The following is a 21657-nucleotide window of genomic DNA, read 5'->3' on the forward strand; positions in this document are numbered from 1 at the left end:
CGGGCGCGGCAGGCGGCGGGTAACGCTGCCTGCCGACGCCGCATTCACCGCACGGGACACCTCATGAGTTAACTGACGCTATCTCAATGTGAGTCGCGTGTTTGGGTGCGGATTTCCATGCAAGGCAATTAGTCTTTGATCGAATTTAAATGGGCGCTTCATCATACAAGGGGGGTGTATGGTCATTCGAGTAGATGACGCAGCAGGTGACAAGACTGGGTACGTGGCTATTGGGGCTGCTGCCATGCTCAGTGCTTTTGGTTGGTTCGCCGTTGATCGTTGGCTTCCTGCAGGGGGCGACGGTTCCGCAGTTATTGTGGCAATCCTCAGAACTTTATTCACGCTCCTGCCGGCAATGGCAGGATTCATGATAGCGAATCGTAGGCAGCGGAAAACGCATAGGGCCATTGCAGCCAAGTTGGAGAATCTTCGTGGAAGCATGGTCGAACTTCAAAGAATCAGAGGTATAGAGCATGAGCTCCATACTATTGACCGCCTAGCTAAAGTAGCTCGTGAGGCGGTAAAAAATACCGCGTCTAGCGCAAAAGAACTGTTCAGTGCAATCGAGGTGGTTGATGATCCGCGAGTCAAAGAGCGGCTTGTCGAAAGATACCGATCTCACACCAACAATGTTGTGACAGTCTTGTCAGCCGTTAGCGAGCAAATGGAGGAAAGTGGTAGGTCAATTCATCGCGAACTATCTGCCGAGGACGCAGTTCACATTCTCGAACGCGAGAGAAACAATGCCAATCGCGGCCTGGATTATGCTCGTGAAATCATGGAGCAGCGCGGTATTGCTGACGGAGTTAAGAAATTGATTTTTGCAGCAGAGCAGGCGTCTTTGCAGTTGGAGTTGTCGTCTCTAAAGGCCATTGCGCATGACGAGGAGAGTCAGAATGGCTAAAAGCGACTTCACTAAAACAGGTATTCAGGTAGAGCGGGAAATTCTCGATTTGATCGACTCGGTAGACCGCTCGCTAGATTCTTCCAGTGGCGAATCGGAGAGGAAAGGTCAGTTGGTTTTAACGGCTTTTCTATCTGTGGTTGTATTCTTGAGTGTTTTGGCATTCGAGCATTTAGTGGGTGCCAAGAAAAAGCATGTGGATACCGTGATTGCTGATTCGCAACCGGTAGGAAAGGTTCTAAATGTTAGTGATCTAAGTTTGACCGCGTCTTACTTGGCGAGAATTGAAACAAACGCGGCAGCGGTTCTAGAGACTAAGAATCGGGTTGCTCCATCCATGCTGGTCGATGGGCAAATTGGGGCGATCAAAGACTCGGTTTCAGACGTCAGGCACATACTGGGCATACGAAATCCACCTGCGAGTGACAGTAGAGGTAGCCAGCAATAGTTGGTGACTCCGTGTTTCTTGACTTCCACACGCGGCGCGACTTAGGGCGCCCGCTCAAATCTTGTCGTAACAGTTGAATAGTGTATTTGAATTAATTGAATCATTGAGGAATTGCATCGTGGCTAATATAATCGAAGTGCCTGCTATACAGGTTGATCAATGGAATAGAGAGTTCTTCCTGACCGTCCTAAAGGCTAGAGACCTTGTTGGCATTTCTTATGTTGCGATACGCGGGCAGTCTGACGAGGAGGGGGCGGTACAGCGAATCTTCAACCGCGAACGCCTTGCTAGTTTGCGAAGGTACGCACTGCACAAAGGCGCATATCCAAGCTCGATCGTACTTAATTGGACGGCAGGTGCCGCTCCCGTGTTTGATGAAGGACTCCTTTCCGTTCCAGTCGAGTCGCGAAGCGCGCAGATTATTGATGGTCAGCATCGCGTCGAAGGGCTGAGGGCGGCTATCGAAGAGAGCAATCATATTGGTGACACTGAAATTCCTGTCAGTATTTATATGAATCTTGATACAAGGGAGTGCGCCGATCTGTTTCTGTCGATCAATACGGAGCAGAAGCCTGTTCCCCGCAGCTTGGTTTTTGATCTTTATGGCATTGCAAGTGAGGGATTTGTCGATCCTGCCGCGGTGCGCGCGCGCGACATTGCAATGCATCTCAATGACTCAGAGGGATCTCCCTACTTTAAAAATATCAAGCTTCCCAATCAGCCAATTCGGAAGGGTGGAGTGGCACTATCAACGGCGGTTGCCGCGCTGAAGCCATTGGTTGAGTCTAAGGGGATATTTGAGCAGATTGATGCTTCTGAGCTGGAAGTTCAAAAGAAGATTGTTGAAAACTTCTTCGTCGTTCTCAGGGAGAAGTATGGTGATCGCTGGGAAGATAAAAGTAATGCCTTCATGTTTGCAGCAGGCTTCACAGGTGGAATTGATTTCCTGAAATTAAAGCTAATACCAATTTGTAACAATATGAGTCCTAAGGATTTTTCAATCGGTTTCATTTCGACACTAATTGATCTTCCTAAGGAGAGTTTAGTAAGACAGGATGAAATTAAGGGTGTCGGTGGTAAAGATGCGCCGAAAAGAGTATTTGATCGATTGGTAGATGCGTTCAAGCCGCAGCAGCAGATTTCGACTTCTTTCAAGCTGTAGCCATGCGACAGCACGCGCCTTTATTAATCAGGTCATTTGTCTCGATGCCAGATAATCCTGCGGCCATTAAGGGTTTGGTGTTGACATCGACTCAGGCCGCCAGCTTATCTGCGGCGCTTGAAGAGGACGCAAAAGGAGCCATCTATTCTGCAGTTGTTTCTTTTGCTGATGCTGTATCAGGTTTGCAGAAAGGGTATTTCAGTTGGGCTACCGTTAAATTATATTATGTGTGTTTTTATTTGGCGAAAGCAGCAATTGCTCGAAGAGGGTATTGTGTTTTTTATGTTGGGAAAAGCCCATTCTGTCTGGATGCCACTCCAGGCGCTTCGCCGCAGTCTCGAAGCGGGAATTCACACACGGTGGTTACGAGCTTGTATAAGCATGAAGTGACTGTTGGCGTCCTTAATTCTCAGCCGATAGATGGTGCGCACGCTTTTGACTGGTTAACCTGTAGGAGAGAAGACGTAAATTATAGGGATGTTAGGTTTTCTGATCCTGAGGTTCCGGAGTGGTTTGCGAACGTTGATGCATATGGAGTGCGTAGAATTGTTGGGGATTATTTGTCTGACCCAACTTTGTATGCTTTCGATGCTGCACATGCCATGATCGCTCTGCCGTTAGAGGTGCTGCGCCAAGAGTCGCAATCTCAACTTAAATTTCCAGGTCTTGGTTTGGCTGAAGTCGAAGTCGAAGTTTTGAGGCGGCTCTTTACAGATAAGAGGGGCCCGATTCATCACTTTTCCTTTATCGGTGCGGCATGATTCGTGGTTTTTTCGCGGAAACATGGTTCAGAATGCGCTTCCAGATCATACTAGGGCCGCTTTGCGCTTTCATCGGTGTGCCGCCGGCTAATGGGGAAGGGAAAGTCCACCTTGACCCGGTTTTCAATACGAAATCAGGTGCCCACTTATGAAACATGGCAAGGTGAAGCGCGACCAGAGAGATTGCTGGCTTCATAGGTCAGGCAACCACGATTCGAATCAATGAAGATTTTCCGGACCAGCGTTGCGTGTGACCCGCCCCGGTACCAGTTTTGACGAGACTCAGCGGGCAGTGACTCAGGACGCCTAATGCAGAGTGACGCGGAGACGCTCGAGGGTGCTATGCGTTGGCTTAACGAAATTCGTAGCGTGTCGTATCACGGCGAGTTGATGATTATTTAACAACCGAAGAGGGCAAGTCGATGAGTTCGTCGTCGAGCAAGGAATTAGTATGAGCCATTCCTAATTCACATAGACGACCGACAGCCGGACCGTTTGTTAATTTGTGAGGCCATGTCCATGACGCAGAATGTTTTCATCGATGCGAACAAAATTATTCAATTTGGGCATGCGTTCGACAGCGCGGAAGCCAGCACGCTACGCGATCTAATTGAGGTCGATATTCTTCGTGTGGTGACGACCGATTTGACGATAAGTGAAGTGGCTAAGCGCTTTGCTAAGGTCGAGATGGATAAGCTTCAGGATATCTGCAGGCCGGATCTGCGGGTTCGTGCTAAGAGGTATTTAGATTTAGATATACCAGAGATCGATCGGGATGAGCTGCGAGGGCGCATATTTGAAGAGCATCACGGCCGTGTCGTCCGTTTCTTGCGAGAAGAGCTCAGGGCGCTTGTTCTTAATATAGATTCAGTTTCGCCGTCGCAGATACTTGACGACTATACTCATGGGAGAGGAATGTTTTCTCTGTCAAGTAAGAAAGATCAGTTTCCGGATGCGTTTATCCTCGCCGCGTTGTTGGAGGGTGTGAGCGAGATAAATAGTCTAATTATTCTGTCCGGCGATCATGACTTTCTACCCGCTGTATCTAATGTTGCGCATGTCAAGTTAGTCGAGAACTTTGAGAGGCTATTGGAGGTGCTTGGAGTTGCTCCGGCTGGTGACGAAGCCCTTGATTTGCTGGATCGATTCGAGGCGGAATTCAATGATTCAGTGGGCGAGGCGTTGCAGGACTACATCATCTACTCAGAAGACGTAGAAGATGGCGAGTTGGAAGTGCAGAGCGTCCGTGATGCGACGCTAGACAGGATTAGGGTGTATACATCAAAGAAATCCAAAGGGACATATCTCGTATACGCTAGGGTTAGCTGCAAGGCTGAGGTTTCATTCAATCATCCCGACTGGGAGTCGGCGATCTACGATAGCGAGGATAAAGTTTTATTTCCGTTTGAGACGGTAGAGGGCGAGAAGGAAGTCGATATAGATGACGTCCCTTTTAGCTTTGTATTTGAATACGATCGTGAATCTGACGAGGCGACGATTAGTAATGCCACTGTTCTAGGGGGGGCTTATGTATCGGCGACCTTATATCCGCCCGACTGGTACTAGTAGCTGGGAGGGCGGGTAGGTCTACTCATTCGTGAGCCTCTATTCTTGTTGTCTTAGTCAGCTTGAGTTAGATCAGAGCCTGGATTCGAAGCGCTTCACGAATGCTGTAAGCGAGGTATCGCAGACATTGCAGTACTCGCGAAGTTGGATCAGATCGACTCTTTGGCTGCCGCCTTCGACCTTGCTCACGAAAGACTGCGGCTTGCCCAAAGCCTCTGCGCACGCTGCTTGCGTGAGTCCAGCCGCAATGCGCATCTCGCGCATCATTTTGGTGAGCAGTTCGTTCTCTTTCTTGTATAGCGTGCTCGTAGGCATGCGTGTGGCATCCAAAGACCCACACCGAAGCTATATCCCTATTGCGAATATTCAAAAATCGAATATAATGATCTTGTCGCAGTCTCGCGACTAGAAGGGGATACCCATGCAGAACGGACTCAGCTCTGCGGCAACCACGCTCGACAACTACGTGTTGCCCGCCACCGCCCACCAAGCCCTAACCCAAACCCGCGACCACCTACGCCTGCTCGCCCAGTTGACCGAGCCGCAGGACGAAAACGCGCCCGATCAGCTGTCGATCTCGGCCGAGGCGCTGGCGTATTGCTTCGACCGCTTGGCCGACGATCTGGAGCGCATCGCGGACGCAGCCAGCCCATCAACGGACTAGGGCGTCGTCAGCCAGCGTCGTGTAGGTGCGATCCTGCTTAGATCCGGCTGCGCATCAGCGGGTTTCGGCCTGCAATCCTGCCCTGAGCGTCGCCCGGCCGGGGCCCCGCGGCCGCTCCCAGCCCCTCCCCACGTCCACCCCAACAAGCGCCGCACTAAACCCAAGCCACACGCGGCACACTAGGCCAACGCCAGGGAGGGGCAGGCCATGAACGCCAAGCATCAAGCGCTGTGGGCTTTAGTACTCGCAGCCGCCTTAGCCGGCTGCCAAACCACCGCAACCCGCTCCACCGACCCGGCCACGCAACCCCCGCCGGACCCCTCGGCCCAGGAAGCCCGCGACGCCCTGCTCGAACGCCCCCGCCACAGCGACGGCGCCACCGCACTAGAACCCCCAAGCCCCAACGCCCGCCTAAAACGCGACCGCCTGGCCGAGGCCGACTTCGAACGGGCCACCGCCGGCGCCGACGCGCTCGCCCGCGCCGCGCCCTTCGCCCCGCGCGCCCTGCGCCCCAAGGAAATGGCCGTCCACGCCATCGACGTAGGCCAGGGCGATGCCTTCCTGCTGGAGTTCGCCTGCGGCGCGGCCCTGGTGGACACCGGGCTGCAACGCGGCCAAGCCTCGCGCGACCGGCTGGTGGCCTATGTGGACCGCTTCTTCGACCAGCGCCGGCCCGATTTGCACCGCACCCTGCAGCTGGCGGTGATCAGCCACAGCCACGCCGACCACGCCGACGGCGTGCCGTTCCTGTTCGGCGGCGACCGGCCAGACCCGCTGGCGGTGCGCAATTACCTCGACAGCGGCTACGACAGCGGCGGCGGCGCGCCCGATCAAGTGTTCCTGCGCGATCACGCCCAGCGTTACGAGGCCATCCGCATGGAAGACATCCTGTGGCTGGAAGGCGCCACCAGCGCCGTCATCGACCCGCTGCCGGCCTGCGCCGACGGCGTGAACCCGCAGCTGCGCGTGCTGTGGGGCGGGCTGCCCGGCGATGCGCCCAGCCAGTTCAGCAACCCCAACCACCACTCGGTGGTGCTGCGCGTGGATTACGGCGAAGCCTCGTTCCTGTTCACCGGCGACCTGCAAAGCCGCCAGGGCGCGCTGGACGGCGGCGGCCTGGGCTGGATGCTCGACGACTACGAACGCGACCCCGGCGTGTTCGACGTGGACGCGCTGAAGGTGTCGCACCACGGCGCCGAGAACGGCACCAACGACCGCCTGCTGGCCGCCACCACGCCCTGCCTAGCCTTCATGGGCGTGGGCTCGCCCGACGATCGCGGCAGCGGCACCGCGCACGACCACGGCCACCCCAACCGCAACACCCTCGACCGCCTGATCGGCGCGGTGTCCGGCACCCGCCCGCGCCGCGACGTGTGGGCCTTCGACGGCGCCGACACCGAGCCGCGCAAACGCCAACTCACCAAGGCGCTGTTCGGCACCGCCTGGGACGGCCACTACGTGATCTACGCCAGCGCCGCCGGCCACTGGCGCGTGCTGACCGAACGCGGCGAATCCGTACCCGTGCAATGCCGCTGATGCCGCCCATGCGCGGCGCGCCGCACTGCGCGCAGCGCCCGCGCGCGGGGCAGGGCAGCGCCTAACGCTGCGGCGTTTGCGTGCCGCGCGCAGGCGTGCGCCGCACGCGCCGCGCACACGCCACCGCACTCGCGCGCCACCGCTGCGGGCCGCGGCGCGCACGCGTTTTAACCCAAGACAATTCCGACACCGCCACGCGGCATTTCCCGACTGCGCCGCACGCGCGTTCCCGAAACCATGCGCTGCCGCCGCACCCGCGGCGCGCCATCGTCCACACGAGGAACCGCCCCATGTCGCAAGGAATGATTTCGCTCGACCTCAGCAACGAACAACTGGAGCAGGCCCAGACCGCGCTGAACCAATTGGAAGCCACCCTGTCGGCCCTGATCGCCCTGGACGTCGACGACCGCCGCCGCTTGAACAAGATGGGCCCCAAATCCGAGTACTTCTGCCGCCAGGCCCTGACCGCGCTGGAGCAAAACCCGCAGATCGTCCCGCCCAGCCTGAACCTGCCCGGCGCCCAGGCCGACCTGCGCGCCCTGGACCGCCTGCGCCCGCTGCTGGACCGCCTGCAACGCCTGTCCGAACGCGCCGCCGACACCGAAATGGCCCTGGGCTCGGACCTGATGAACTTCGCCCTGGAGGCCTACGGCCTGCTCAAGGTGTCCGGCAAGAACCAGGGCCTGGACGGCCTGCGCAAGGACCTGTCCGCGCGCTGGACCAAACCCCGCCGCGACCCCGTCACCCCGCCGGCCTGACCTTGGCTGCCACCCGCCGTCAGGCGGGCCGCACCGCGCGCCGCCGCAGCCTTGCGGCGGCGCGTTTGGGCGGTGACGGGCGATAGGAGTAGGGCGGGGCCGTTGGAGCTTACGGCCGCACGGCGTACCTACCCGACAGGCCTTTCATAGCTGTCCGATACCGCCTGAAACCCATCGCCAAGCCGCGCCAAGCTTCCGTCAGCCGTCATCGGCCTGCGCGTAAGCCGTTCCCGCGCTCGGTCAGCCTTATTCGTCTTTCGCTCAGCCGTTTTTCGCCTTCCGCCAGCCCGCCAACGGCTACGTTCAAGCGCTCCCAGCCTGGCGCCAGCCGTTTCCCGCTCACGCACAGCCGTCTTTTTGCTTCGCTTGAGCGTTGCGTTGCTTCACTCAGCGGTCGCAAGCCTTCCGTGAGGCATGCGAGGCTGCCGCGCAAGGATCCGAGGCCTTGCTGAATGTCTTTTTTACTCATCCTGCGTGTCTCAACGGCCGGCCGACGCAGGCGCTCCACCGATTACGCCGCGGAGGGTGTGCCTCAACTAGGTTCAGGGGCGCGGGAGATGCGCGGGCGGGGACAGGTCCTCATCCTCGTCCACCCAAATTATGTTGGGTTCTCCGCTTTGCACGGCGATCTCCGCTTTGCGCAGCAGCTGATCTATCTGGCGTCCGTTGTCGGCATCGGACAGCACGGACATCAGTCCGGCCTCCAGCGACCGTTTGTCGCGGCAGGTCAATTCTTTGCCCGAGAACTTGAGGCTCACAGGAAAGCCCTCCTGGGCCTCTTTCCACTCGCAAAGCGCCAACTGGCCGTTCGGCACTCCTGCAACGGTCAACACTAGGGCGTCGTAAGGAATTTCAGCGGCGGCCTTTCTAATGCTGGCGCTCATGAGCAGGCTGGCGGTCGCGCCCAACCCAATCGCTTCCAGAGGGGCCGGCAGTATGCGTTTGGTGGCCGTCGCCTTAGACAGGCGCAGCCGCTGTCCGGTGGCTTCCGACAGCTGCTTGCTGGCCTCATGGATGACCAGATTGATCGCAAGGAAGTTGGCGTCGGCTTTTTTGGCGGCAGCCACGCCTGCGTTGAGCGCTTTCAAATAATCGGCCATGGTCAGATTCGCTCCAGCGTCGAATAGATCGGCAAGTGGTCAAAGAGGGTCTGGGATTTGGTGAGCTTTCCAGGGAATGTCGGTTTAGGGGTGTAGTCATAAACCTGCCGGGAAATGTTCGCCACGCCCGTATCTTCCTCCCGCAGGTGCCACGGGCCCTCGCCGACGAATTCCGACGAGAACATCATTTGATCGAACAGCCACCAGCTTTGCTGTGGCTCATGGCTGGCAGCGTACTGAAACGTACCGTGAAGCGCGTGATTGGTGCTGCTGGCGTCGTACGGTTGGCCCGTCAAATGCCGCCAGAACGGGTTGTAAAAGTAGTCTTTGCGCTTGGACGCAAAGGCGTGATCGCGTGTGGCGCATAGCACATTGAACAGATTGGTGTCGTAGGGCTCGTCGTTGTAGTCGCCCATAAGCACGAAACGGCCCCAGCCTTCTTGGCGCTTCTGTTCCACGAGATCTCGCAGCGCAGTGGACATCTCAATTCGGGAAACATGGTCCTTGGCCCGCTGCATGCGGCTGGGCCAATGCGAGGCGACGATCGAGATCTTCTCTCCGTTTTGCAGCAACACCGCCTGGATCGCAAAGCCGACCTTGATTTTGCTTTTGGAGCGCATATCGAACGCGGCGAGCTTGCTCGTCAGATCGAATGCCAGCGTGTCGATTTTGTAGAGCAGACACATGTCGAACTGAGCCTGGCCGTCCTTGTCTTGGATGGGGACGATCCCGAAACCCTTGGGCCCGAACTCATTGCTCAGCCGCACAATGTCGGCCTCCGATACCTCGCACAGCCCGAAGAGGTCGGCCCGGTGCGTTTGGATTAGTCCGTTCACTACCGCCAACGCCGCTTGTTGCTTGTCGCCGGACGCTTTGGGCCCCTTCCCAGGACTCAGGCCGGCATTCCACCACATCAATCGCAATTCCATTTGGGCGGCAGATCCTTGGGGGCGATACTCCTCGGAAATGATAAACCGTGTGTGGCGTTCTGCGGCTCCCTTCCAGTGAGGCTGGTTACAATCGGCGGCACGGCGCCCGCGTCGTTGGGCTGGGGCGGCGACTGGGTCGCGGTCGGGCGCTCCGGCCGCCGGGCGATTACCACACGAGGGGACCATGCGGACCGTTTTTTTGATGATCTCGGCGACAGCGCTGCTCGCAGTGACGCCCTTGGCCCAAGCAGCATCGGTCCCGGCCTTCAAATCCAGCTCGCAGGCCGCGCCAATAACGGACAAAGAACAGCGCGAGCGCGACGCGGCCACGCAGTACGCCGTGCGCCGCGAGGCGGCGATCGGGCTGGCTCGGACCACGGACGACCGTGGCGGTGCGCGCAAGGCCTTGGCTGCCGTCATAGCGGACCCGCAGTTCGCCGCGCTGCCGCCGGAGGCGCAACGCGACGTGGTGTCGGCCGCGGCCTGGGTGGAAGCCCGTTCGGGCCGGTACGAAGACGCGGCCGCGTTCTACCGCCGCGCCGTGCAGTTGGACCCCAGCGACCCGGACGATTGGCATCGCCTGTCGATAGCCGAGGACATCAACGGTCGACACGACGAAGCTGCGGACGCGTTGCTGCACATATTGAGGCAATGGCCGCACCTGACCGATGCGATCTCGGGTGGCCACATGGTGGAGCTTATACGCAACCTGCCGGCGGATTCCGAGCGCCGCTTGCAGTTGACGCAAACGCTCTACGACGCCAACTGGAAACGCGAGGAGGAAGAAGCCAGCAAGCTATGGCTGGAACTTGCGCTGATGCGCGCGCAGCGCGGCGAACGGGAACAGGCCAGGGAGGCGGTGGCGCGGGTGGCGTGGCCGTATCCGCTAATGAGCGCGCAGGCAGACCGACGCCTGGACGGCTTGCTACCGGCCGAGCCGGCGTTCGTGGTCGAGTCCTTGCGCCAACTGATCGACCGTCTGCAGGTGCTATCGCAGGACAACCCGCGCAACCTCTACACGCACAACGCCTGGCTAGAGGCCTTGCTGCATGCGGGCCGGAACGAAGAAGTGTTGACCGTCAGCGACGGCATCCTGGCCAAGATCGCGGCGCAGACCGAGCGCGAGCCGGCGTACCACGACAGCGACGACGAGAACTTCACCTTGCTCATCCGGTCGCGAGCCTTGAGCAGGCTAGGGCGACTGGACGAATCCGAGGCCGCGCTCAAGCGCGCGAGCCGGATGACCGAGTACGGCGAGCCGAACGTCGGCCAAAAGCTCAGCCTCGCCGCTTGGTACAACGGCCGGCTGCGCCCTGACGACGCCATCGCGTTAGTCAGGGAACTGGCCGTGATGGCGGAACCTCCCAGCCTGATTCGCCGGGATGTGGTGCTGATGCAGGCGGCGCTGCTTCAAGGCGAGCAGCGCGAGGCGAAGCAGGTGCTCAAGCGCATACGCGAGCACGCAGACGACGATTCGGACGCACTGATGCGGGCGTTGTTGCGGGCCGACCATACCAGCGAGGCCGCGGCGGTGTTCATCGGCCGCCTGCAGGACCTGCGTACCCGCTCCGAGGCGCTCTGGGTCGCGCAGCCGACCCTGGAGTCGGAACCTTTGCCGGGCGATACGGTTTTCCGCAAAAATCTGCAGGCCATGCTCGAGCGGCCCGATGTGAAGGCCGCCATTGAGGCCGTGGGACGGGTGCAGACTTACCCGCTGTGGTGACGGGCTCGATAAGGCTTATCCGGCCTATGCTATAAGCCCATCAACCGTCTTTATCCCCCAGATTCAAAAGGCAGGCATGGCTCGTTACAAGGACGATCGGGCGCGGCGCCCCAGGCGCCACCGTGTATTCATGTGGGGCGCGGTCTTCGCGTTCGCGCTGTCGGGTTGCCAGGGCGCGGCGCAGTCGCAGCCTGCGGCCGAGCCCGCGGCTCCGGTTCAGGCCGTACCGGCCGCCGCACCCGCACCCGCCGCTGCACCCGCTCCCCCCCAAACCCCGCCGCCCCAGGGCAGCCGCAAGTACCGCGATTGCATGACCGCAGCCGCCCAGGACGCGCCGGCCCAGGCGCGCTGCCTGGACGAGGAGCTGGCGTATCAACGCCGCACCCTGGATACGCTGTATCAGGAGCGCACGCTCACCCTGGGAGGCGCGCAGCGACACGCGCTGCAGGTGCAGCAGGCGGCATGGCAGAAAGAAACCGAGCGCCTGTGCGCGGCGGGGAAGGGCGAGCCTGCGGCGGCCGGCGCCGCCGATCCGGTGTGCCTGCTGCAGCGCATCGCCGCTCGCTTCGATGTGCTGGCCGACGAGGCGCCGGCCCCGGTGGCGGTCGGCGTGCGCGGGACGCCCGATGTGCAGGGCCGCCTCGACCTGCAATTGGTCGACACCAAGCTGTCCCTGCGATCGGACGGGTGCGGCGGGGTGCGGGCGCTGGTGTGCGACAACGCCCGCTTGCAGGTGAGCGCGTCGACGTTGGAAGCGCAGACCTTGTCGCTGCCGCAGGTGGTGTTCGCGCCGAAGATGCAGTCCGGCGACTCGGCCTATTGGGGCCCGCTGTCGTCGGGCTTCGTCCAGCGCTGGTACAGCTTCATCCGGACGGACATCAACGACGACGGGCGCCTGGACCTGATGGTCTGGACCGGTTTCGACGGGTCTTACGGCGATCCGTCCTACACCTATTACCTGTACGACACGGGCAGCAAGCAACTGGTGGAGAACCGGGCCCTGGCCGAGCTGACGCGCGGGCATACGCTCTCGCGCATCGCCGACGGCCGGCTGTACCTGTGGTACCGCAGCGGGCCCTGCGAGCGCGGCGAGAAGACCATCGACGCCAGTGGCGCCGCGCCCAAGATCGCCGAGAGCAAGGATTACAGTACCTGCACTAAAGCCGGCCAGTAACATCGGCCAGGGGGCGCGCGCCGGCAACGGAGCGCGGTCCGCCAGGAGTTCCAGAACACAAGGAGAGAGACGTCATGAGCGACGGATACGGGCCCAGCGCCGCTTCACCGATCAGCCGCGATCAGGCGGTGCGCCTGATCGTGCGCACCTGCATCGAGGAAGGCATTACCGACCAACGGCAGATCGCCTACGTGCTGGCCACGGCCGAGCACGAGAGCATGAACTTCACCAAGCCCGAGGAAGACTACGGCCGCCAGCAGGCGGCGCGTTTGGGCTACCAGGGCGGCGAGGAGTATTTCGGCCGCGGTTACGCGCACCTCACGCACCGCGACAACTACCAGCGCCTGGGCGAAGCCCTGGGGCGCGGCAGCGATCTGGCGGATAACCCCGCGCTGGCGGCCGATCCGGAAGTGGCCTCGCGCGTGCTGGTGCGCGGCATGCGCGACGGCCTGTTCACCAACCAGCGCCTGGACCAGTTCATCACCGCCGACAACGCCGATTACACCGGTGCGCGCGCCATCGTCAACGGCAGCGACCGCGCGGCGCACATCGCCGGGCTGGCGACCGGTTGGGAAGGCCGCGTGGCCGATCTGGTGACCTCGGTGCAGCGCGACGGTGTGGATTTGACCCCGGCGACCCCGGCCGCCACCGACACCACCCTGCGGCGCGGCGACGCCAACGCGCGCGCGTTCGAAGCGCAGCAGTACCTGGCCGCGTTGAACGTCACCAACAACGCGGGCCGCGCGATCGCACCGGACGGCGATTTCGGCCCCTCGACCGAGCAGGCCGTGCGCAACTACCAGCGCACCGCCGGCATCGACCCGCAGACCGGCACCATCGATCAGGCGTTGATGGACCGCATGCGCGGCGAAGTGCTGCAGGCCGATCCGAATTTCCGCCTGAAGAGCATCACCGACCTCTACGGCCCCTTGAACGACCGCGTTCTGAACACCGGCGACCGCGGCGACCCCGTGGCCGACCTGCAAGGGCAGCTGCGCGGGCTGGGCTACCGCGACAACGACGGCCTGCTGGACGTGACCCGCCGCTACGACGCCAATACGCTGGCGGCGGTGCGCCGGTTCCAGCGCGACGAGAACATCGAGCCGGCCAACGGCATCGCCGACGAACGCACCCGCGACGCGATCAACGCGCGCGCGGTGGAGCGCGGCCTGCCCGAGGCGGCCGAAGCCGTGCGCCGGCGCAATGAAGCCGCCGCCGTGCCCGCGCAGCAGGCTCCGGCGCCGCAGACGCCCGCCGCCGATCCGCCGGTGACCGCGCCGGCCGATCAGCGCCAGGGCGCGCTGCAACCCACCGGCGGCAGCAGCACCTACGCCTCGCTGTTCCCGCAGGTGCTGGGCCAGGTGCACGGCGCCGAGCGCGAGCGCGGCATTCCGGCCGGCACCCACAGCCAGAACCTGGCCGGCGTGCTGACCGTGGCCAGCCTGCGCGTGGACATCAACCCCGACCGGGTGGAACTGAACAACGACGGCTCGCGTGCGCGCGCGGTCGAGGTCAGCCGGGTCAACGATCATCCGGCCTTCAACCGCAGCACCGAGGCGGTGCACACCGCCGCGGCGGTGAACGTGCCGCAGCAGCAGAGCGCAGCCGAAGGCGAGCGCGTGGTGGCCGAGCGCGAGCTGGCCCAGCGCACCGCCACGCAGACCCAAACCCAGACCCAGGGCACCGGGATGCGGATGGGCTGAGCGCGGCCGGCGCGCTACCGGGGTGACGCCGATGGCGTCGCCCTGGGACAATGGCGCTCCCCCCGAATCCGCCGCCTCCATGCTGTTCTTGCGAGTCGCCCTGATTTCGCTGCTGATCGTGCTCAGCACCGTGCTGCACGTGGTGCCGCTGCTGCTGACCGCGCTGATCAAGGCCCTGCTGCCGTTCAAGCGCCTGCGCCTGGCCTGCAACACCGTGCTGACCGGCATCGCCGAGAGCTGGATCGGCGTGAACAGCGGCCTATGGGACCGTTTCACCCGCACGCGCATGCACGTGCGCGAGGAGGCAGCGCCCGCGCTGGATGGCCATTACCTGGTGCTGGCCAACCACCAGAGCTGGGTCGATATCCTGGTGCTGCAGAAGCTGTTCAACCGCCGCGCGCCGTTCATGCGTTTCTTCCTGAAGCAGGAACTGTTCTGGGTGCCGCTGCTGGGGCTGGCCTGGTGGGCGCTGGATTTCCCGTTCATGCGCCGCTACACGCCCAAGCAGATCGCCAAGCGCCCCGAACTGGGCGGCCGCGACATCGAGGCCACCCGCCGCGCCTGCGAGAAGTTCCGCGAGATCCCCGTGTCGATCATGAATTTCGTCGAGGGCACGCGCTACACCGCGGACAAGCACGCCGCGCAGGGCTCGCCGTACCGCCACCTGCTCAAGCCCAAGTCCGGCGGCGTGGCCTTCGTGCTCGATGCCATGGGCGCGGGCCTGGACGCGATCCTGGACGTGACCATCGCCTACCCGGGCGGCGCGCCCTCGCTGCTGGACCTGATCGCCGACCGCATCCCCGAGGTGCGCGTGCGCGTGCGCCAGCGCGCCATCCCCGCCGAACTGCTGCGCGGCGACTACCAGAACGACCCCGAATTCCGCACGCGCTTCCAGCAGTGGATGAACGCCTTGTGGAGCGAGAAGGATGCGGACATGGCGGGGTTGCTGGCGGATACGGCGCAATCCTAGTGTGTGGCTGGCGTGCGCCGATCGCGGCGTAGCGCACAAGCGCCCAGCAGGCAGAACCAAACCCCGTGCGCCCCGACGACGGCGGTCATCCCCGCCACATCCAGCGTCAGCACGCCACCTGCATACGCCGCTACGCACAGCGCGCCGGCGACGATGCCGTAGGCGCCGCACAGCCGCGCGAGGCGACCGGGCCCGTGGATCAGCCTGGCCGACCACAACAGGATCGCGAGCGATATGAAGACGGTGCCGAAGCCGGCCAGCGCCTGATTCGCCGAGTAGGCCAACAGCACAGGCGGCAATGCCTCTTGCGCCGACGACACCGCAGGCAGGGCCCGGCCCAGATACGCGCCGGTGACGAAACCGCTGACCAGCGCCGCACCCAGCATCGCGCCCGCGCCGATCGCGTACAGGCGCGCCGCCAACCAGACCCAGCCGCTGGCCGGCCACAAGCGGGTGAGGTAGGCCAGCGACAGCCATTGCGCGACGACGAAGCCGATCATCGCCAGGTGCACATGCAGGCTGAGCGACGAAATCGCGGCCAGGCTATGCAAGCGTGCCTGCGCATCCGTGCCTTCGGCGGCGGGATGGAAGGCCATCGTCAAGGCGCTCAAGGCGCCGGCGGCGATCAGCACGAAGGCGGGCAGGCGGGTGTGGCAACGGGGCGGCGTGCCGGCGTTCATCGGGCTCTCCTGGGCGCGTGATCGCACGCTAGCGCCGGCCCGGCGGGAGTTTCCGGACAATCCGGCCCCACTGTCCGCCGCGCTTCGTGGGAGGATTCGGCCATGACCCAGGCCGATCCCAACGAAGACCCGCGCCGGCGCCGCACCCGCCAGGACCTGCTGGCGGCGTTCTTCTCGCTGGTGCTCAGCCGCCGCTACCACGAGATCCGCGTGGCCGACGTGCTGGAGCGCTCGGGCGTGGGCCGTTCGACCTTTTACGAGCACTTCGGCAACAAGGACGCGCTGCTCTCGGCCAGCTTGGAGGGGCCGTTCCAGATTCTGGCCGGCCTGGTCCGAACGGATGCCGACGCGCAGCGCGTGCAGGCGATCCTGGAGCACTTTTGGCAGAACCGCGCGCTGGCCCGCAGCCTGTTCCAGGGCGCGGCCTTGCGCATCGTCCGCCGCACCCTGGTCGAACACGTCGAAGCCGCGCTCAGTCGCGATCAACGCAGCCGGCTGCGCATCCCCGTACGCCTGGCCGCCAGTTCCCTGGCCGACGGTCTGTTCTCGCCGATCGTTGCCTGGCTGTCCGGCGAGGCGAAGTGCAGCGCGCAAGACCTGGCCCTGGCGCTGCAACTGTGCGTGGCCGCCTCGGCGCGCGCCTTGCAGGCCGGCCATGCCACCCACTCGAATTCCGGTGACGCCCCATGAAGATGCAACGCCTGGTGCCCATGCTGCCGGTCGGCCACATGCCGACCAGCGTGGACTTCTACCGCAAGCTCGGCTTCGAGGTGGAAAACCGCAACGACGCCTGGCGCTGGGCCATGCTGGTGATGGACGACTGCCGGGTGATGGTGGACGAGTCGATCAACCAGCCGCCGGACGCGCCGCGCACCGGCGTGCTCTACCTGTATCCCGACGACATCTTCGCCTACCACCGCGAAGTGCGCCGGCGCGGCCTGGACCTGCCGCCGATCTCGCATCCGTTTTACGGTATGAGCGAATTCCGCATCGAGGATCCGGATGGGAATCGGTTGTGGATCGGGCAGAAGACGGATGAGGTGCCTTAACGTTTGGTGGTCAAGGCTGCGCCTCGATGCGGTTTCTTCAAGATCGAGATCGATCGACCCAAGAAGGCGGTGACAGGGGCGGCTGCATCGGCCTTGGCCGCTACCGCTCCACCTCGGAAAAATAGGTCCAAGCCCCCGTGCCGCTGCGCGAGTACATCTTGCGCAGGCTGCCGCCCAGGGGCGAGCTGGCCGTGCGCACCACGTCGCAGATGCGGTCGCCGTCCATGTCGCGCAGTTCCAGTTGGGCCAGCATCTGCGGCTGGGTGTTGAGGTAGCGCCACTGCGGCTGTGCGGTGGAGCGTGCCCACCAGGTGACGCCGGTGGTCATGAACTCGTCCAGCGTGCCGTCGCCGTCGAAGTCGCAGCGACCCAGCCGGGTGGTGGGGTCGGCGATGCCGTAGCGGTTGTTGGGACGCACCTGGATGGGCCGGGTGATGTCGCCGTCGGTGTCGCCGTTCTGGGCGATGGCGCTGCCTTGGCTGCCTAGCCGGAAGGCGTTGCCGTCGACCACGGCCTTGTCGGTGGGGTTGCCGCGGATCTTGATCGCGTAGCCGGCGTCGTAGAGCACGGTGTTGCGCTCGATCAGCATGGTTTCTCCGGCGATGCCGCAGCAATAGTCGCCGCCCAACACGGTGGAGTCCTCGCCGTGCATGTCGATCTGGTGGGTCTGCCAGCAAATGCTGATGAGGCTGTCGGTGCAATGCCGGCCGCCGCCGGACAGGATCAGGTTGTCGCGCGCGGTGTAGCCGGAGTAGTCGCCCGCACCGTTGCTGCTGTCGCCCGAGATGGCGTGGCGGTTTTCGTCGAAGGCGTTGCGTTCGATCAGGGCGTAGGCGCCGTAACCCACGTTGACGCCGTAGCCGAAGCCGGCTCCGTGGCGGTTGTGGTGGATGTGGTTGTTGCGGATCTGCAGCGTGGTGCGCGCGTTGGTGAGGCGGCCTCGGGTCGTGCCTGGCGCGGCGGCGTCGCGCACGTCGATGGCGGCGCCGCTCCAGTGGAAGATCTCCATGTTGGAAATCTCGATAGCCTCGATCGGCGGGTGATCGGAAAACGGCACGATGCGGATGGCCGTTTCCTTGCGGTCGCCGTTGGCCAGGTAATCCGTGGGCCCGCGCAGGCGGAAGCCGGACAGCGCGACGCGGTCGCCGCGCACGTCGAATAGGGCCAGATTGCGGCGTTCGTCGGTCACGTAGATCAGCGGGCCGGGGCGGCTCAGGCTGCGTTCGCAGCCGGGCGAGGCGATGATCGAATGCCCGCTGAGGGTGAGCTGAGAGAGGCCGGTCATGTCGATTTCCACGCCGCAGCGCAGCTCGATCGTGCGCACGCCTTCGGCGGCGACGGCAGCGGCGAGCAGTTTGGCGGGGGTCGGCGTGTCCGGCGCAATGACGACGCGCTCGGGGTAGGTCACCGCCACCTGCGCCGAGGCGCTGGTCTGCGAGCGCACGCCCAGCCGCGTTTGGCTGACCACCAGGTGGTACTGGCTGTTCGCGGAGGGTGCGACCTGCCGGCTGCCGTTGCGGCCGACCAGGGCTCCGGCCACGGTGATCGAAACGCCCGTGCAGTGGCGCGGCACGGTGACTGCCCAGCTGAGCCGGCTGGATTGGCCGTACAGCACGGTGGCCGGGCTGGCGGTCAGGCGCAGCGAGGCCTCGGTGATGCAGGGCGAGGGTTCCGCGTCGCGATCGGGCCCGCTGCGTTCGCGCGCGCCGACGCTGCCCAGGGCGGCGAGCGAGAGCAACAGGCAGGCGGCCGTGGTGCCCAGGACCCTATTCGGAAAGCCCGGCATCCTTGCGTGAGGTCCCATCGACATGGCCGCGTCCTGGCGTGAAGGTTGTCCTCGGCTAACGCGGCGGCTCAGCCGTGGCGGCCAAAATGAAAGTTGGGGTAGGCCGGTGCCGGCGCCGTCGCAAGTTTGGTTTGGCGATAGCCAGGTGCCGCACCGCTGGGCAAACTCCTGGCTGGTTCTTTGGTTTGGAGGCTGGGCCCATGGGCGAATCGTTGTTGGACAAGCACGCTCCCGCTACCGAGCACGACGAGCGCATCGCCGCCATCCTGGCCGCGGGCGTGGCCGCGTCGCTGAGCCCGGTGGGCACGCAGCCCGAGCTGGCGGCGCGGGCGGTGCGGATTTATCGGGAAGTGTTGGGCAAGTTGCGCAGCGATTACGCGTAAGCAGGCGTCGTCGTCATCTGTTTATGCGGTCTGTGGGAGCGGCGTGAGCCGCGGTTGCGACCTCGCTGGCCGGTGTGGTTTCAGCTTGGATCGCGACATCCATCGCGGCTCACGCCGCTCCTACAGGTAGGCGCTAGTCGGCAGCCTTATCGGGCAGGCGGGTGTCGATGGCGATCCAATTGGTCTCCCAGGTCTTGCCGCCATCGGCGGAGAAGGCCTGCTCGAAGCGCGCCGAGTCGCGGCCGACTTCGGAGATGACGAAGCGCACCAGCACCGCGCGGCCGTCCAGCTCTTCCAGACTGTAAAACTCGCCGCGGCCGCCCTGGAAGCCACCGAACTGCGGGCGGGTGAGCAGGCCGTTCTTCAGGCTGGCGTAGTTGAGCGACCACTGCCGCGTTTGCGGGTTGTACAGGCGCAGGCTGGTGCCGTGGATGCGGCCGGCGGGGCCTTCCACGCGCAGTTCGACCAGGTTGGCGCGCCCGTCCATGAGCGGGAGCACCACGCTGGTGCCGTCGTATTCGGCCCATTCCTGCTGGCCGGACAGCGGGTTCAGCAAGCGCCGCACCTGGGTGCGCCAGCGGCCGAATTCCCAATCGAAGTCGTGCTGGCCGTCGTGGCCAGTGGCTTGCTGAGCAGCTTGCGGCGCCTGCGCGGAAGCGCTCACGGCCACCGCCACCAGCAGGCAACCCAGCATGAACCCGTATCGCAGCGCGTTTTGCATCGTCGGCATCCGTCTCGCATGATGGCCGCCACAGTGCTGGCGCGAGGCCGCCATGAGCAAGAACGCACCTGCAGGTAACCGTGACCGGTCCGATCCGCAGCAGGCCTGCCCCTTGGCGGCCGCGTTCGGCGCGGTCGGCGGGCGCTGGAAGCTGACCATCCTGTATTGGCTGGCCCACGGCGAATTGCACTTCGCCGGGCTCACGCGCCGGGTCGCGCCGATCTCGCACAAGGTGCTGACCCAGCAGCTGCGCGAGTTGCAGGCCGACGGCCTGGTGCAGCGCCTGCCCACCGGCGCGGTGCCGGCGCCGGTGATCTACCGCCTGACGCCGTACGGCGAGACCTTGTTACCGCTGATCGAGAGCGTGCGCCTGTGGGGCGAAGGCCACTTGCGCCGCGGCGCCGGGCCGGTGGCGCGGGTTTGCGCGGAGACGGTGAGCCCGCGGCACTGAGTCGGGTGCGCGCCTGAGTCCGTGTCTCCGCGCGCGGCGGCGCTAGCGCGACGTTCCTGCGCGCGCGCCGGTCACGTGGCCTGCTTGCGGTGCACGCGCGGCCCGGGAGCCGACGGCGGCGCGGATGCCGACGATGCCGATTCCGACGATGCCGATTCCGACTGAGCGGATTGCGACGGTGATGATTGCGCCGCGGTGGGTTGCGCAGGCTCGTCCGCACCGCGCGATTCGCGCTTCCTGGCGTCCTTTTTCTTCCTGTTTGCGCTTCTTGGCCAGTTCGCGCTGGCGTTTCTCGAAGGCGTAGTTGGGCGTGGGCAAAGGCGGTCTCCGTGCGAGTCAGCTAGAGGATTTGGATTCGGCGGTGTCCGCAGGCGCGGCGGCCTCGGCGTCGGTACCGATGCGGCGCAGCGCGCGGGTAATGCCGAGCACTTCGATGCGGCCGCCGGCGCGGTGGAACGCTTCCAGATCGGCCGCCAGGCGCTCGTGGGTCAGGCCGTTGCGATCGGGGGGCTTGCGCGACGAGAACGCGTGGCCGGTCTTGGGCGGCGCGGCCGGCGCGGGCGGGGTCGGGGCAGGGGCGGGCTTCTTCGGGGACGGCATGGGAGCTCCGGTCAGTACAGTCTCAGCGGGATGCCGCGAGCGTTGCGGTCGGCGTAGTCGGCGCGCACCTCCAGGCAATAGGGGCCGGCCATGGCGAAACGGCGGCAGACCTGCGGGCGGGAGTGGTAGATCGAGCACTGCATGCGCGTGGCGTCCACCGCCACGCACCAGCCTTCCTCGTCGCGCGCCATCACCTCCAGGCCGGCGGCGGTACGCGCCGACAGATGCGGGGGGATGCGGTCTTCCGGCTGCAGCACCACGGTCAGGCGGCAGCAGACGGCGTCGCAGCGGCCGCAATCCGGCGCCGGGGCGGAGGCGCCCATGGCCGGGGTCTGCGGCGGCACGAGCGGCGGAGGCGTATTGGGTCCGGTGGACCCGGTGATCGGCATAGGCGCTCCCGTGGGGGCGTCGCTCCGGGCAGGAGCGCAAACGCGGAAGGGAAGCGCAGCGAGCGACGGCGTTAGCGGTCGGACGGGACGCACGTGGCAACGCAGTGCTGCCCCATCCTACGCCATTGCGGCCGCGGGTGCTTAGCCGCGGCCGTAGCAACACCGCTGGCGCCGTCGCTGCAGCGCCTTACGGCGAGTTG

General features: G+C 63.8%; 25 protein-coding genes. 16 read left to right on the forward strand and 9 right to left on the reverse strand.

Features of this window, described 5'->3' with window-relative positions; translation table 11 throughout:
- Positions 1–178 precede the first annotated feature (178 nt).
- The 5 genes from DX914_RS19940 (at position 179) to DX914_RS03095 (ending at position 4841) form a co-directional block, all read left to right on the forward strand.
- Positions 179–904, forward strand: a complete 726-nt coding sequence (locus DX914_RS19940; RefSeq protein ID WP_147300586.1) for a hypothetical protein — start codon at positions 179–181, stop codon at positions 902–904.
- On the forward strand, positions 897–1352 hold the full coding sequence (locus DX914_RS19945; RefSeq protein WP_147300587.1) for a hypothetical protein: 456 nt from the start codon (positions 897–899) through the stop codon (positions 1350–1352). The genes DX914_RS19940 and DX914_RS19945 overlap by 8 nt, the downstream gene beginning before the upstream one ends.
- A 118-nt stretch (positions 1353–1470) precedes the next feature.
- Positions 1471–2514, forward strand: coding sequence for a DGQHR domain-containing protein (locus DX914_RS03090; RefSeq protein WP_196778807.1), 1044 nt, complete (start codon positions 1471–1473; stop codon positions 2512–2514).
- Between the two features lie 2 nt (positions 2515–2516).
- Positions 2517–3275, forward strand: a complete 759-nt coding sequence (locus DX914_RS19950) for a hypothetical protein (RefSeq protein ID WP_147300588.1) — start codon at positions 2517–2519, stop codon at positions 3273–3275.
- A gap of 519 nt (positions 3276–3794) precedes the next feature.
- Positions 3795–4841, forward strand: coding sequence for a PIN domain-containing protein (locus DX914_RS03095; protein ID WP_147300589.1), 1047 nt, complete (start codon positions 3795–3797; stop codon positions 4839–4841).
- Between the two features lie 72 nt (positions 4842–4913).
- Here the strand turns inward: DX914_RS03095 and DX914_RS03100 are convergent, their stop codons facing one another.
- Entirely contained in the window at positions 4914–5156 is a 243-nt protein-coding gene (locus tag DX914_RS03100; RefSeq protein ID WP_115857587.1) for a helix-turn-helix domain-containing protein, read from the reverse strand.
- Positions 5157–5262: 106 nt separating this feature from the next.
- On the opposite strand from DX914_RS03100, the gene DX914_RS03105 reads away from it, so the two are divergent.
- The 3 genes from DX914_RS03105 (at position 5263) to DX914_RS03115 (ending at position 7799) form a co-directional block, all read left to right on the forward strand.
- Positions 5263–5505 (forward strand): XAC0095 family protein, encoded by a 243-nt coding sequence (locus DX914_RS03105; RefSeq protein WP_115857588.1) that lies wholly within the window; start codon positions 5263–5265, stop codon positions 5503–5505.
- 207 nt (positions 5506–5712) lie between these two features.
- Positions 5713–7041 (forward strand): ComEC/Rec2 family competence protein, encoded by a 1329-nt coding sequence (locus DX914_RS03110; protein ID WP_115857589.1) that lies wholly within the window; start codon positions 5713–5715, stop codon positions 7039–7041.
- Between the two features lie 290 nt (positions 7042–7331).
- Complete coding sequence (locus DX914_RS03115) at positions 7332–7799, forward strand: hypothetical protein (protein WP_115857590.1); 468 nt, start codon at positions 7332–7334, stop codon at positions 7797–7799.
- Between the two features lie 542 nt (positions 7800–8341).
- Here the strand turns inward: DX914_RS03115 and DX914_RS03120 are convergent.
- Together DX914_RS03120 and DX914_RS03125 are read right to left on the reverse strand one after the other, a co-directional pair.
- A complete protein-coding gene (locus DX914_RS03120) occupies positions 8342–8899 on the reverse strand; it encodes a hypothetical protein (protein ID WP_115857591.1) in 558 nt (185 codons plus the stop codon).
- A 2-nt stretch (positions 8900–8901) separates the two neighbouring features.
- The gene (locus DX914_RS03125) at positions 8902–9828 is read right to left on the reverse strand and encodes an endonuclease/exonuclease/phosphatase family protein (protein ID WP_115857592.1); all 927 of its coding nucleotides are present in this window, start codon (positions 9826–9828) and stop codon (positions 8902–8904) included.
- 184 nt (positions 9829–10012) lie between these two features.
- On the opposite strand from DX914_RS03125, the gene DX914_RS03130 reads away from it, so the two are divergent.
- The 4 genes from DX914_RS03130 (at position 10013) to DX914_RS03145 (ending at position 15398) form a co-directional block, all read left to right on the forward strand.
- Positions 10013–11551 (forward strand): tetratricopeptide repeat protein, encoded by a 1539-nt coding sequence (locus DX914_RS03130; protein ID WP_115857593.1) that lies wholly within the window; start codon positions 10013–10015, stop codon positions 11549–11551.
- Between the two features lie 310 nt (positions 11552–11861).
- Positions 11862–12725 carry an XAC2610-related protein gene (locus DX914_RS03135; RefSeq protein WP_115857594.1) on the forward strand — a complete coding sequence of 288 codons (864 nt, stop codon included), beginning with the start codon at positions 11862–11864 and terminating at the stop codon, positions 12723–12725.
- A 74-nt stretch (positions 12726–12799) separates the two neighbouring features.
- The gene (locus DX914_RS03140) at positions 12800–14428 is read left to right on the forward strand and encodes a peptidoglycan-binding protein (protein WP_115857595.1); all 1629 of its coding nucleotides are present in this window, start codon (positions 12800–12802) and stop codon (positions 14426–14428) included.
- 79 nt (positions 14429–14507) lie between these two features.
- Positions 14508–15398, forward strand: coding sequence for an acyltransferase (locus tag DX914_RS03145; RefSeq protein ID WP_115857596.1), 891 nt, complete (start codon positions 14508–14510; stop codon positions 15396–15398).
- Here DX914_RS03145 and DX914_RS03150 read toward each other — a convergent pair.
- Positions 15395–16078, reverse strand: a complete 684-nt coding sequence (locus DX914_RS03150) for a hypothetical protein (protein WP_115857597.1) — start codon at positions 16076–16078, stop codon at positions 15395–15397. The two genes, DX914_RS03145 and DX914_RS03150, sit on opposite strands and share 4 nt — an antisense overlap.
- Positions 16079–16180: 102 nt before the next feature.
- Between DX914_RS03150 and DX914_RS03155 the strand changes: the two genes are divergently transcribed.
- Both DX914_RS03155 and DX914_RS03160 read left to right on the forward strand, forming a co-directional pair.
- Positions 16181–16768 carry a TetR/AcrR family transcriptional regulator gene (locus tag DX914_RS03155; RefSeq protein ID WP_115857598.1) on the forward strand — a complete coding sequence of 196 codons (588 nt, stop codon included), beginning with the start codon at positions 16181–16183 and terminating at the stop codon, positions 16766–16768.
- Positions 16765–17127: a VOC family protein gene (locus tag DX914_RS03160; RefSeq protein ID WP_115857599.1), complete on the forward strand. Its 363-nt coding sequence runs from the start codon at positions 16765–16767 to the stop codon at positions 17125–17127. Before DX914_RS03155 ends, DX914_RS03160 begins: the two co-directional genes overlap by 4 nt.
- A 100-nt stretch (positions 17128–17227) precedes the next feature.
- Here DX914_RS03160 and DX914_RS03165 read toward each other — a convergent pair whose 3' ends face one another.
- Positions 17228–18937 carry a right-handed parallel beta-helix repeat-containing protein gene (locus tag DX914_RS03165; protein WP_147300590.1) on the reverse strand — a complete coding sequence of 570 codons (1710 nt, stop codon included), beginning with the start codon at positions 18935–18937 and terminating at the stop codon, positions 17228–17230.
- Between the two features lie 176 nt (positions 18938–19113).
- Between DX914_RS03165 and DX914_RS03170 the strand changes: the two genes are divergently transcribed.
- Positions 19114–19296, forward strand: a complete 183-nt coding sequence (locus DX914_RS03170; protein WP_115857601.1) for a hypothetical protein — start codon at positions 19114–19116, stop codon at positions 19294–19296.
- Between the two features lie 133 nt (positions 19297–19429).
- Here DX914_RS03170 and DX914_RS03175 read toward each other — a convergent pair whose 3' ends face one another.
- Complete coding sequence (locus DX914_RS03175) at positions 19430–20017, reverse strand: hypothetical protein (RefSeq protein WP_231118127.1); 588 nt, start codon at positions 20015–20017, stop codon at positions 19430–19432.
- Positions 20018–20069: 52 nt separating this feature from the next.
- Between DX914_RS03175 and DX914_RS03180 the strand changes: the two genes are divergently transcribed.
- Positions 20070–20468 (forward strand): winged helix-turn-helix transcriptional regulator, encoded by a 399-nt coding sequence (locus tag DX914_RS03180; RefSeq protein ID WP_196778808.1) that lies wholly within the window; start codon positions 20070–20072, stop codon positions 20466–20468.
- Positions 20469–20510: 42 nt separating this feature from the next.
- Here the strand turns inward: DX914_RS03180 and DX914_RS03185 are convergent, their stop codons facing one another.
- The 3 genes from DX914_RS03185 to DX914_RS03195 are packed head-to-tail and all read right to left on the reverse strand — an operon-like array spanning position 20511 to position 21391.
- Entirely contained in the window at positions 20511–20786 is a 276-nt protein-coding gene (locus DX914_RS03185) for a hypothetical protein (protein ID WP_115857604.1), read from the reverse strand.
- Positions 20787–20804: 18 nt separating this feature from the next.
- Positions 20805–21068, reverse strand: a complete 264-nt coding sequence (locus tag DX914_RS03190) for a hypothetical protein (RefSeq protein ID WP_115857605.1) — start codon at positions 21066–21068, stop codon at positions 20805–20807.
- Between the two features lie 11 nt (positions 21069–21079).
- On the reverse strand, positions 21080–21391 hold the full coding sequence (locus tag DX914_RS03195; protein WP_115857606.1) for a YkgJ family cysteine cluster protein: 312 nt from the start codon (positions 21389–21391) through the stop codon (positions 21080–21082).
- Positions 21392–21657 lie beyond the last annotated feature (266 nt).

It is taken from the genome of Lysobacter silvisoli (assembly GCF_003382365.1).
In the GTDB taxonomy this organism is placed as follows: Bacteria; Pseudomonadota; Gammaproteobacteria; order Xanthomonadales; family Xanthomonadaceae; genus Lysobacter; species Lysobacter silvisoli.

Coding starts and splice junctions, on each gene's coding strand:
- DX914_RS19940 (WP_147300586.1), top strand. CDS start 179: ATGGTCATTCGAGTAGATGACGCAGCAGGTGACAAGACTGGGTACGTG.
- DX914_RS19945 (WP_147300587.1), top strand. CDS start 897: ATGGCTAAAAGCGACTTCACTAAAACAGGTATTCAGGTAGAGCGGGAA.
- DX914_RS19950 (WP_147300588.1), top strand. CDS start 2,517: ATGCGACAGCACGCGCCTTTATTAATCAGGTCATTTGTCTCGATGCCA.
- DX914_RS03095 (WP_147300589.1), top strand. CDS start 3,795: ATGACGCAGAATGTTTTCATCGATGCGAACAAAATTATTCAATTTGGG.
- DX914_RS03100 (WP_115857587.1), bottom strand. CDS start 5,156: ATGCCTACGAGCACGCTATACAAGAAAGAGAACGAACTGCTCACCAAA.
- DX914_RS03105 (WP_115857588.1), top strand. CDS start 5,263: ATGCAGAACGGACTCAGCTCTGCGGCAACCACGCTCGACAACTACGTG.
- DX914_RS03110 (WP_115857589.1), top strand. CDS start 5,713: ATGAACGCCAAGCATCAAGCGCTGTGGGCTTTAGTACTCGCAGCCGCC.
- DX914_RS03115 (WP_115857590.1), top strand. CDS start 7,332: ATGTCGCAAGGAATGATTTCGCTCGACCTCAGCAACGAACAACTGGAG.
- DX914_RS03120 (WP_115857591.1), bottom strand. CDS start 8,899: ATGGCCGATTATTTGAAAGCGCTCAACGCAGGCGTGGCTGCCGCCAAA.
- DX914_RS03125 (WP_115857592.1), bottom strand. CDS start 9,828: ATGGAATTGCGATTGATGTGGTGGAATGCCGGCCTGAGTCCTGGGAAG.
- DX914_RS03130 (WP_115857593.1), top strand. CDS start 10,013: ATGCGGACCGTTTTTTTGATGATCTCGGCGACAGCGCTGCTCGCAGTG.
- DX914_RS03135 (WP_115857594.1), top strand. CDS start 11,862: ATGACCGCAGCCGCCCAGGACGCGCCGGCCCAGGCGCGCTGCCTGGAC.
- DX914_RS03140 (WP_115857595.1), top strand. CDS start 12,800: ATGAGCGACGGATACGGGCCCAGCGCCGCTTCACCGATCAGCCGCGAT.
- DX914_RS03145 (WP_115857596.1), top strand. CDS start 14,508: ATGCTGTTCTTGCGAGTCGCCCTGATTTCGCTGCTGATCGTGCTCAGC.
- DX914_RS03150 (WP_115857597.1), bottom strand. CDS start 16,078: ATGAACGCCGGCACGCCGCCCCGTTGCCACACCCGCCTGCCCGCCTTC.
- DX914_RS03155 (WP_115857598.1), top strand. CDS start 16,181: ATGACCCAGGCCGATCCCAACGAAGACCCGCGCCGGCGCCGCACCCGC.
- DX914_RS03160 (WP_115857599.1), top strand. CDS start 16,765: ATGAAGATGCAACGCCTGGTGCCCATGCTGCCGGTCGGCCACATGCCG.
- DX914_RS03165 (WP_147300590.1), bottom strand. CDS start 18,937: ATGTCGATGGGACCTCACGCAAGGATGCCGGGCTTTCCGAATAGGGTC.
- DX914_RS03170 (WP_115857601.1), top strand. CDS start 19,114: ATGGGCGAATCGTTGTTGGACAAGCACGCTCCCGCTACCGAGCACGAC.
- DX914_RS03175 (WP_231118127.1), bottom strand. CDS start 20,017: ATGCAAAACGCGCTGCGATACGGGTTCATGCTGGGTTGCCTGCTGGTG.
- DX914_RS03180 (WP_196778808.1), top strand. CDS start 20,070: ATGAGCAAGAACGCACCTGCAGGTAACCGTGACCGGTCCGATCCGCAG.
- DX914_RS03190 (WP_115857605.1), bottom strand. CDS start 21,068: ATGCCGTCCCCGAAGAAGCCCGCCCCTGCCCCGACCCCGCCCGCGCCG.
- DX914_RS03195 (WP_115857606.1), bottom strand. CDS start 21,391: ATGGGCGCCTCCGCCCCGGCGCCGGATTGCGGCCGCTGCGACGCCGTC.